This window comes from Mesobacterium hydrothermale (assembly GCF_035818635.1).
Classification (GTDB): Bacteria; Pseudomonadota; Alphaproteobacteria; order Rhodobacterales; family Rhodobacteraceae; genus Mesobacterium_A; species Mesobacterium_A hydrothermale.
The window spans coordinates 21,270-31,359 of sequence record NZ_JAYLLH010000022.1; the positions used below are offsets into that span (position 1 = coordinate 21,270).

8 protein-coding genes are annotated in these 10,090 nt (G+C 63.8%); 5 read left to right on the forward strand and 3 right to left on the reverse strand.

The genetic code is table 11. From position 1 onward, the window contains the following. Nucleotides 1-2: 2 nt before the first annotated feature. Both VK792_RS14275 and VK792_RS14280 read left to right on the forward strand, forming a co-directional pair. Complete coding sequence (locus VK792_RS14275) at nt 3-1,259, forward strand: NAD(P)/FAD-dependent oxidoreductase (RefSeq protein WP_326298253.1); 1,257 nt, start codon at nt 3-5, stop codon at nt 1,257-1,259. Between the two features lie 118 nt (nt 1,260-1,377). Further along, nucleotides 1,378-1,815: an acyl-CoA thioesterase gene (locus VK792_RS14280; protein ID WP_435404862.1), complete on the forward strand. Its 438-nt coding sequence runs from the start codon at nt 1,378-1,380 to the stop codon at nt 1,813-1,815. Nucleotides 1,816-1,832: 17 nt separating this feature from the next. On the opposite strand, the gene VK792_RS14285 is transcribed toward VK792_RS14280, so the two are convergent. Further along, nucleotides 1,833-2,720 carry a LysR family transcriptional regulator gene (locus tag VK792_RS14285; protein WP_326298255.1) on the reverse strand — a complete coding sequence of 296 codons (888 nt, stop codon included), beginning with the start codon at nt 2,718-2,720 and terminating at the stop codon, nt 1,833-1,835. A gap of 112 nt (nt 2,721-2,832) precedes the next feature. Between VK792_RS14285 and VK792_RS14290 the strand changes: the two genes are divergently transcribed. Together VK792_RS14290 and VK792_RS14295 are read left to right on the forward strand one after the other, a co-directional pair. Further along, nucleotides 2,833-4,383 (forward strand): proton-conducting transporter transmembrane domain-containing protein, encoded by a 1,551-nt coding sequence (locus tag VK792_RS14290; RefSeq protein WP_326298256.1) that lies wholly within the window; start codon nt 2,833-2,835, stop codon nt 4,381-4,383. A gap of 14 nt (nt 4,384-4,397) precedes the next feature. Then, entirely contained in the window at nt 4,398-6,809 is a 2,412-nt protein-coding gene (locus tag VK792_RS14295; RefSeq protein WP_326298258.1) for a YbcC family protein, read from the forward strand. Between the two features lie 183 nt (nt 6,810-6,992). Here the strand turns inward: VK792_RS14295 and VK792_RS14300 are convergent, their stop codons facing one another. Further along, the gene (locus VK792_RS14300) at nt 6,993-7,163 is read right to left on the reverse strand and encodes a response regulator transcription factor (RefSeq protein WP_326298259.1); all 171 of its coding nucleotides are present in this window, start codon (nt 7,161-7,163) and stop codon (nt 6,993-6,995) included. A gap of 1,217 nt (nt 7,164-8,380) precedes the next feature. Then, nucleotides 8,381-9,568, reverse strand: coding sequence for an AAA family ATPase (locus VK792_RS14305; protein WP_326298261.1), 1,188 nt, complete (start codon nt 9,566-9,568; stop codon nt 8,381-8,383). A gap of 168 nt (nt 9,569-9,736) precedes the next feature. On the opposite strand from VK792_RS14305, the gene VK792_RS14310 reads away from it, so the two are divergent. Continuing rightward, nucleotides 9,737-9,973: a hypothetical protein gene (locus VK792_RS14310; protein WP_326298262.1), complete on the forward strand. Its 237-nt coding sequence runs from the start codon at nt 9,737-9,739 to the stop codon at nt 9,971-9,973. Nucleotides 9,974-10,090 lie beyond the last annotated feature (117 nt).

Here is a 10,090-nt window from a genome sequence, read left to right on the forward strand (position 1 = left end):
CCATGGCGCTGACGTCGATCTGGACGGCAACCGCGCCGGGCGCGCCGGATTTCCCGCGCCTGGACGAGAACACGCGAACCGATATTCTGGTGATTGGTGGCGGATTTCAGGGCCTGTCGACAGCCTTGCATGCGGCCGAAGCCGGCACAGATGTCGTCTTGCTTGAAGCGGAAACGCCTGGATACGGCGCATCGGGGCGGAATGGCGGACAGGTGATTCCCGGACTGAAGGACGACCCGGATACGCTGGACCGGCTTTGGGGGCCGCAGGCATTGGATTTCGCGGGCAATACCGCAGACGTACTTTTCGCTCTTGTCAGGCGGCTGGGCATCGACTGCGACGCAGCGCAGACCGGGTGGATTCAGGCTGGCGACAAGACGGCCCACCTGCCCGGGCTGAAGGCACGGATGGAGCAATGGGCAGCGCGCGGCGCGCCGGTCGACTGGCTGGACGCCGACGCCATGGAACGTGCCACGGGGACACGCGCCTTTCGTGGCGGTTGGATCGACCACCGCGCAGGCAAGGTGCATCCGCTGAAACTGGCCTTCGGTCTGGCCGCAGCCGCCCAAAACGCGGGCGTTCGGCTGTATTGCAAAAGCCAAGTCGCGGGGCTGGACCGTGACGGCACCGGGTGGCGTGCCCGGCTGGCCCATGGTCCGACGGTGCGTGCAGACAGGGTGGTCATGGCGACGAATGTCTACACACCCAGCGCACTGAACGCCGATTTGCCGCGCGCCACGGTTCCAGCCAACAGTTTCCAGGTGGCAACGGTACCGTTGAACGCCGAACATCTGGCACGCATCCTGCCGGGCGGTATGGTGGTGTCGGAAATCCGCCGGGTGGGCACCTATTTCCGGATCGGCCCTGAAAACCGGCTGATGCTTGGCGGGCGTGGCAGCTTCACCGACCCGACGACTGCCGGGGATTTTCGCCAGGTCGAAGCCGAGTTGTCGCGGCTTTGCGGGGCCGGGCTTGCGATCGAACACCGCTGGTTCGGCCGGGTCGGTATCACTCCGGATCACCGCATCCGGCTGTGCAACCCGGCGCCGGGGTTGATGTTGGCCACCGGCTTTAACGGGCGCGGCGTGGCACTGGCCACGGCGCTTGGCAAGGCGATGGCCGAACATCTGACGACCGGGGCGGCCCTGCCTGTTCCGGTATTGACGCGGCTTCCGACGCTGCCGGTGCACGCGCTGCACCGCATCTTTGGTTCGCTTACCATTGCCTATTACCGGCTGCGCGACAGGCTTGACCGGTAAGGTGCGGTTTCGTCGCGCAAGAAACCTGCGCCGCCCTATTCCCGGCGTCGGGCAAGCGCAGTAAACGAGATCAACCCAGACCCCCGCGCAGCTTGCGCGCCACGCAAGGAGCCTGCGTATGAACGACGACATCGACCATCCCCTTGCCCGCGGCCAGCAGCGTGGGTCGCACGGGCGTCAGCAAGACGAGGGCGTTCTGGTCATCCGAACCATTGCAATGCCCGCCGACACCAACCCGTCGGGCGACATTTTCGGGGGCTGGTTGATGTCACAGATGGACCTTGCCGCCGGAAACATGGCCGGACGCGTGTCGCAGGGGCGCGGTGCGACCGTGTCTGTTGAGGCGATGCAGTTCCTGCGTCCGGTCAAGGTCGGCGACGAAGTTACCCTTTACGCGACGCTGTGCAAGGTCGGAAGGACCTCGATGCGGATCCATGTCGATGCCTGGGCGCGTCCACGCTATTCCGAAAAGGCCGAAAAGGTCACCGATGCCGATTTCGTTTTTGTCGCCTTGGATGAACTCGGCAAGCCACGACCGGTTTTTGAAGAAAACTGACGGCGGCGGCTGCCGATTCAGGCAATCGTCGACGCCGCGGTCTGGGCCAGCAAATCCTGCACCAGGCTGTTGGGGAACCGACGCCGCAGCGTGACCGCATAGAAGGTTTCGCGGATGCGCGGATGATCCTTTGCCTCGACCAGACGGCCGGATGTCAGTTCATCCTTGACAACAATCGGAGCAACCAGGGCAAGCCCGATGTCTTCGCGCGCCAAGAGGCGCATCATTGCCATGTCGTCAACCTCGGCCGCGATCTGCGGCCGGACTGACAGACGGCTGGCCAGCGCATCGAACGCGGTGCGCACGCTGTTGTCGGTGGCGGGCAGGATGAAGGGCTGTTCGCGCAGCAAATCGGCGATCGGCCTGTCGGGATCAAGCCGCGCGGGCGTGCCGACGATGCTGACCGGCTGGTCAGCCAATTGGTGCGTTTCGTAGGGCGTCAGGCTGTCATCCGGTGGCGGCCGATTCATCAGCACAAGATCGAGGTTCAGCGTTTCCAGCCCTTCCAGCAATTCCGTCGGACTTCCTGAGCGCAGAATGACCTCGACATCCGGACGCGACAGGATGGGCCGCACGAACCCGATCTGAAAGTTGCGCGACAGGGTTGCCAGCGCCCCCACGCGCAGCGCTTTACGGGATTGCAACGTGCCCGACAAGGTGGCGACAAGTTCCTGCCCCGTTGAAAAAATGGCATCTGCGTGGTCCAGCGCGATGCGCCCCGCCTCGGTCAGGTGCAACTGACGTCCTCGACGTTCGAAAAGGGCGTGGCCAAGCCTGTCTTCCAGTTGCTTGATCTGCACCGACAACGCCGATTGCGACAGGTTCAGACGCTGGGCGGTGCGGGTCAGGTTACCATCGTGGGCGACGGCCCAGAAATAACGCAAGTGGTGATAGTTCAGGGGCATTCGTTCTATTTAATCGAATGAAAACTTCGTAACAATGAATTTTTCAGCGAACAACTTCTGACTTAACTGGATGACCAAAGGCCAATGGCCACGACATCCAGGGGATTTTGCCATGACATCTTTTTTCCTGCCACTCGCTGGTCCGCTGATCCTGCTGGCCGCCGCGATCCTTGCCGCCCGCAATCCGGGGCTGCGGCCCGCATGGATCCCGGAAATCGCTGAAACTGCGGCGTTCGCGGCGTTCGTTGTTGCTGCTGGCTCGGTCGGTCTGCTGGTCATGAAAGGGCCGGGAAGTTCCGCGATGATCGGGTTATGGGGTGTCGGCCTGTCAGTCAGGCTTGATGCGGTCAGCATGGTGATGTTGCTGTTGGTTAGTTTCATCGGCTGGATCGTGTTGCGGTTTTCGCGCTCCTATATGGATGGCGACGCCCGGCAAGGCGCGTTCACCGGCTGGATGCTGTCAACGCTTGCCGCCGTGCTGCTGTTGGTGATGTCCGGCAACGTCGTACAACTGTTGGCCGCGTGGATCGCGACCAGCCTGTCGCTGCAACGGTTGTTGCTGTTTTTCCCCGAACGGGCCACCGCCCAGCGGGCCGCACGCAAGAAGGCGGTCATTGCCCGGATGGGTGAGGCTGCGCTGGCAGGTGCGATCCTCCTGCTGGTTTCCGCCACAGGCTCGACCGATGTGGCAACGATCCTGGAGATGGCAGAGCCTGGCGCGCTGACTTTGGCCGCCGCCCTGCTGATCGCGGGAGCCGCAGTTCTGGCGTCGGCGCAGTTTCCGGCCCACGGCTGGCTGACCGAAGTCATGGAAGCCCCGACACCCGTTTCCGCCCTGCTGCACGCAGGGGTCATCAACGCCGGTGGATTCCTGTTGATCCGTTTCGCCGACGTGATGCTGCTGGCGCCGGGTGTGATGGCAGTTTTGGTGATGGTCGGCGGGTTCACCGCGCTGTTCGCCGGGCTGGTGATGCTGACACAACCCGCGGTCAAGACTTCTTTGGCGTGGTCGACCATCGCGCAGATGGGTTTCATGGTCATGCAATGCGGGCTGGCGCTGTTCCCGCTGGCACTGCTGCATATCGCTGCCCATTCGCTTTACAAGGCGCATGCCTTTCTTGGCTCCGGCGAGGCGGTCAAGACCGTCGCCGCGATCCGGCGGCCGGGGCCGATCGCCGTTCCCAGCGCGCGGAACGTGCTGTGGGCCTTTGTCATCGCCATCGGGATTTACGGGCTGGTCGGCGCAGGTCTTGGGTTCGAGGGCAAGTCGGTTCAATCGATTGCTCTGGGCGTCATCCTGATCTTTGGCGTTGCCTACCTTCTTGCGCAGGGCTTTGCCGATACCGCTCCGCGGGCCTTGATGCAACGCACCGTGATCTATGCGCTTGTCACGTCGGTCAGCTATTTCGCGCTGCAAAAGGCGGCATTGCATGTCACAGCCGGAACCCTGCCAGCCACGCCTGCACCGGGACCGCTGGAATGGGCGTTGATCGTGCTGGCGTTGCTCAGCTTCGGCATCGTCGCCGTGGCACAGGCAACCTTCCCACTTTGGGCACAACACCCCGCCGCAGCAGGTCTGCGGGTCCACCTGTCAAACGGGCTTTATGCAAATGCGATCTTCGACAAGCTGCTGGGCGGCTGGTCGCGGCGGTCGACGGTCTGAAAGGAACACCTGAGATGTTTTCGAAACTAGAATCCTACCCCGCCGCGCTGCTGGAACTTGTGGCCGAAGCAAACATCGCCGCCAAGGCGATCCCGCCGCTGTTCCCGCTGTCCGCAAACGTAGCCGTCAATCCATTCCTTGGCCAGGCGTCCGAACCGTTGAGCATTTCCGCTGCACGGCTTGCGAGGACGGCGGGCACTCGGATCACCCCGCCCCGGACGTATTTCGCTGCAAAGCTGGACAGCGGTGACATCACCGATGCCGACCTGCTGGAGGCGCTGTCGGCCCTGTCGGGGCGCTTCAACACCCCCGGCCTGCAAGAGGTCAAAGACGCCGCCCGGATCACCGTTGAACCGCCAACCGCCCTGCCAACCGTGGCAGAGCTTGCGGCCGACGTGTCGGGTATCGACTGGCCCGGCCTGATCGAGGACCGGATCGGAGCCTGGGCCGCCGGCCACTTCGACGAAGGCCAGGCGCTGTGGCAGCAGGCCCGGACCGGCGGAGCCTTTGCCGCGTGGCGCGAATTTGCCAGTCGCGACCTGACGCCCGAGATCCAGGGGTTGACCGGGTTCGGAGCCTTTGTCGCAGCAACCAACCGGTCGCATTGGCGGGCGATTGGTCGGGCGGCGGAACGGCTTGGCATTACGCCCGATTCCGCCCCCACCGCGTTCCACCGCTGGCTGATGACGCTGGGCGGCTGGGCGCAATATGCGCGCTACCTGCTGTGGCAAGCCGATCTTGCTGCCGAACCGGACAGTACGGTAACCGAACTGCTGGCGGTGCGGATGGTATTCGACGAAGCGCTTTTTGCGCTCTACGAAGACCGGATCGCGGCCCGCTGGGCGCAAGTCGTCGCTGCGCACCGGACCCCCGTGACGCCAACGCGGGACCAGGTGATCGATGCCGTCCTGCTGGAGGCTGCGGAACGGGCCCAACAGCGCGCGCTGGCTGAACACCTGACCGGGGGCGCTGTTGCTGCACAGCCGCGTGCGCGGCCCAAGGTGCAGGCTGCGTTCTGCATCGACGTTCGGTCAGAAATTTTTCGCCGTGCGTTCGAAGCGCAGGATACGGGTATCGAAACACTTGGTTTCGCCGGGTTCTTCGGCATCGCGAGCGCGCATCGTGCCGCGGGCTCTGATGTGACCGAACGGCGTGGCCCGGTGCTGTTGGCCCCTGGCGTGCCGTCGCGCGCAGCAGAGCCCGCGCAGGATGATCTGGACCGCCGCTATTCCGCCCGGGCCAGGCGCGCCTGGGGGCGGTTCAAGCTGGCTGCAGTGTCGTCCTTTGCCTTTGTCGAGGCCACCGGGCCGGTTTATGCAGGAAAACTGGTGAAAGACGCGCTTGGCCTGTCAGGCAAGACGCACTTCGATCCCGCCCCGCAACTGGATCCGGCGATCGGGCCCGAACAGCGCGTCGCCACGGCAAAAGCGGTTCTGACGGCGATGTCGCTTGTGGATGGCTTTGCGCCTGTTGTTCTGGTGGTTGGCCATGGCGCCAGTGTGACCAACAACCCGCACGAAAGCGCGTTGCACTGCGGCGCCTGCGGTGGCCATGCAGGTGACGTGAATGCGCGGTTGCTGGCGGGATTGCTGAATGATGCCGCGGTGCGTGACGGGCTGTGCGCGCAGGGCATAGACGTTCCGGCAGACACCATTTTCGTACCCGCGCTGCACCACACGACAACGGATCACGTTACACTGTTCGAACAGGACTTGCCGGTCGGTCTTTCAATCCCGGACCAAGCGCAATTGGAGGGGTGGCTGGCCACCGCCGGGGCGCTGGCGCGGGCGGAACGGGCGGCCAGACTGCCGCGCACGCCAAACCCCGAGTCCGTTCTGTACCGGGCAAAAAACTGGGCCGAAACCCGTCCCGAATGGGGATTGGCGGGATGCAGCAGTTTCATCGCTGCCCCCCGTCACAGGACCAGCAGCGCAGCCTTGTCTGGCAAAGCGTTCTTGCATGATTACAACTGGCGCAAAGATGACGGGTTCGCGGTTCTGGAAACCATCCTGACAGCACCGGTTGTCGTCGCAAGCTGGATCAGCCTGCAATACTACGGCTCGACCGTGGCACCGGACCTGTTCGGCGGGGGCAACAAGCTGTTGCACAACGTGGTTGGCGGCATCGGCGTGTTGGAAGGCAACAACGGTGCGCCACGGCCTGGCCTGCCATGGCAATCGGTGCACGATGGCGCCGGGTTCCAGCATGACCCACTGCGCTTGACCGTGGCGATCGAAGCGCCACAAACCGCAATGACCGATATCTTGAAGCAGCACCCGTCGGTGCGGGCACTGTTTGACAACGGCTGGCTGCACCTGATTGCGATGGATGACAGTGGCAGGCTTGCATGGCGCTATCGCGGCAACTTGGAATGGGAACGGTTCGGGGACGGCACAAACGACCACCGCGCGGTTGCAGCGGAGTAGTGCCCGCCGCCCGAACACGGGCCAACCCAGGCGTGGAATCCGACGGCGGCAGACCCGCCGTCGGGGCGTGCCGAAAGACGAGAAGCATCGACACCGCTTCGCAGACCGGATCCCCAGCTATCTGTCTGGAAACGCAAAATTCAGGAACTCAAAGCAAGATGCAGCCGGAACGCAAGGGCTTGGTCAGAACCACCCTTCGTTGCGGGCCAAGGCGGCGGCTTCGCCGCGCGAGGCGACGTCAAGCTTGCCGAGGATGGCAGAGACGTGATGGTCGACGGTCTTGGCTGAAACGAACAACCGATCCGCAATGGCGGCGTTTGACAGGCCTTCGCCGAGCAAACCCAGAACCTCCATCTACCGTTTCGTCAGGCCAGCCGGGTTCGCCATGGTCGTCGCGCGTGGCCGGGCGGGAACGTCCAGGTTCATTCCTCGGTTGCGTGCCTGCAAGATGACGGCCTCGCGCGCCTGGGTGGCCCCCAGCCGGTCCAGGATCTGGAGCGCGCGCGCAACAGCATCGGCGTTGCCTTCGGCCAATGCCAGCGCCTGTCGGTAAGGATCGCCCGCCTGGTGCCAATGCGTTGCCGCTGCTGCCCAGTCGCCCGCCAAAGACGCTTGATAGGGGTCGTGCAAACCCGTCAGCCCGCCGGGAATGCGGGCCGGATCGACCCGCCGCTGCCAATCCAGGAATTCCTCCATGAGCATCGGGTTAAGTGGCAGCGCGAGTGCTTCGTCCATCCGGGCTTGCGCGCAGTCCTTGTCCTCCAGCCCCAGCCAGGCGCGTTCGGCGATCAGACAGGCGACATCGCAGATATGGCGGGCGTCTTCCTCGGTGCCCATCAGGGCTTCGATCTCGTCCAGGTACTCCCCGCCGTCACTTTCCCCGCGCCGCATGGCGATCCGCGACGCAGCAAGCCGCAGCATGATCGCCGGCGACGATTGTTCGAGCGGTTTGGACAAGATGTCCTGCGCGGTCGCAAGTGCATCGTCCCAACGTCCGAGCCGATCCAACACATGCCCTCGAAAGCCTTGGTGAAAATCCACCTGTTCGATGGTGTCCGTCTCATAGGCGGTGGCGATTGCCGTATCGAAGAGGTCAAGCGCCTCCTCAAACCGCAGGCCATACCAATTGACGACGCCGCCATTCGACAAGCTCCGCGTCAGGTTGATCGGGCTGCGTGCAGCTTTCGCCGCCTCAATGCTTTCCGTGTAAAGCGCGTTCTGCTCGCAGCTGTCGAACAGGCTGGCCAGCGACAGCGTGCTGAGCGCGTGACTGACGATGTCTTTTCGGCCCAGTCGCTGCGCCATTTCAAGCGCGCGTTGCGCGACCGGCAGGCTGGCTTCCATCTCGTAGTCCGACATGGCGATCTGCGCGCGGCTGGCCAACGCCATCGCCAGTTCATCGGTATCCGCCCCTTCCTGCAGGGCGATCGCCTGGTCGCCCAGCGTCCGGGCCTGTGCCTTTTGTCCGGCCGTCCATTTCACCCGGGACAAGCGCTGCAGAATGCGGCCGCGCAGGATGTTATCGGTGCGCACGACATCGAGAGCACGCTCGAAATGCCGCATCGCATCGCTCAGACGGCTGACAAGGCGACAGGCCTCACCCGCATCGAAAAGCAACTCGGCAAGCGTCCCGTCATCCTGCGTATCCGAAACCTCGACGGCGATGGAAAGGTAGTCGGCAGCCTGACGGTTGGCCCCGGCAGCCATCGCCTCGCGCCCGGCCAGGGGGCAAGGCGGGCGATTTGCGCGCGATCGCCGGCTGCGCGCGCATGGTGCATCTGCCGCGCGTTCGGCACGCCCGCGTCTGTCTGCATCCTGATCAGCAATGCCTTGTTGAGGTGGCGGCGTTGCGTTGGCCTGAGAGCAGTTTCCACCGCCAGTCGGGCGATTTCGTGCCTGAACGCGACATACGCGCCGTCCTCTTGGATCAATCCGCTTTCGATAGCGGGATCAAGCGCTTCATCCTCGGCCCCGGCGATTTCCAGCGCCCAATCGCGTTCGGCCCGGCGTGGAAAGATTGACACAGCCTGCAGCGCCTGGTGCGTCTGTTGCGGCAGGCGATCAAGCCGGTTCAGGACTGTGTCCTGCACGCTGCGCAGGGCGTCGTCTATCCCTCCACGCAAAAGTTCGGTCACGTAGAAGGGATTCCCTCCGGTGATCCGGAACACCTCTTCCGGGGTCTGACTGCTGCCTGCCGCCAGAAGTCCAACCGCGTCGGCAGACAGCGGCTGCAAAACGATCCTCGTCATGTCCGCAGCTGAGACCCCGTCCATCGCGCGGCGCAGTTGCGCGCGGCCCTCATTTTCGCCATCGCGCGCGGTCACGACCATCAGGATCCGGCGCGTCCGAAGGCGGCGCGCGACGAAACGGACGAAATCCAATGTCGCCTCGTCCGCCCAATGCGGATCCTCGATCAGCAGCAACGCCATTTCGTCGGTGCGTTCGATGGAACCGAGCAGGTTCAGAAAGACCGACAGCCTGTCGCCCTCGTTGCGCCAAAGCGCATCCAGATCGACACCGGCATCGTGGGCGAGATCCCGTAAGGGACCAAGGGGTTCGGGTATCGACAGGTCCTCGCACGCGCCACGCAGGGCCCATGCCGCCGTCATCCGTTCCTCGAACGCACGCAGCAGGGTGGTCTTGCCCGCGCCTGCCTCGCCTGTAACGAAAACAGTGTGACCGGTGCCGAAGCGCGCGGCCTTTGCCAAGCGGTCCAGTTGTTCAAGCGCTGCGTCGCGTTCAAGGATAGGGATATCCACGCTGCCATCTCCCTATAGCGCGTCGCGCCCAATGACCGCCCGGGTCAACAATGGCAGAAAAAATAGGGATTGCCAAAGCGCAAAAATGGGGAGCCCTCCCGACGCGGACGGGACGTTGGTTGGCTAATTTGGGACTCAGGACAAGACGCACACCGCAAGGAGCCCCCAATGACCGACCTATCCGACCCCCGCGCCCTTCGTTCCCCCGTCGAGGCGCATCAGCGCAGCCAGCTCTCGGCCACGCCGATCTTTCCGCTTTACGTCACGGAAGCACTTTGGAAGCTCATGTCAATGAGCGCGCGTCGCCTGATGTCAAGCAATGCCCGTACACGTGCAGAACGAGCGTTGCTGGCGCAGCGCATGCGGGAAACGTCTCGCCGCAAGGTGGATCGGCTGATGATGTGATCTGCTGCGCACCGCTCTCGGTCGGGCGCAGGTGAACGGACCCTAGTGGATTGAATCCAACATTTGGAACCCTCGATTTCTTGCGGCGATGATGTCGTTGGGGTCTGCCCGCCAAAC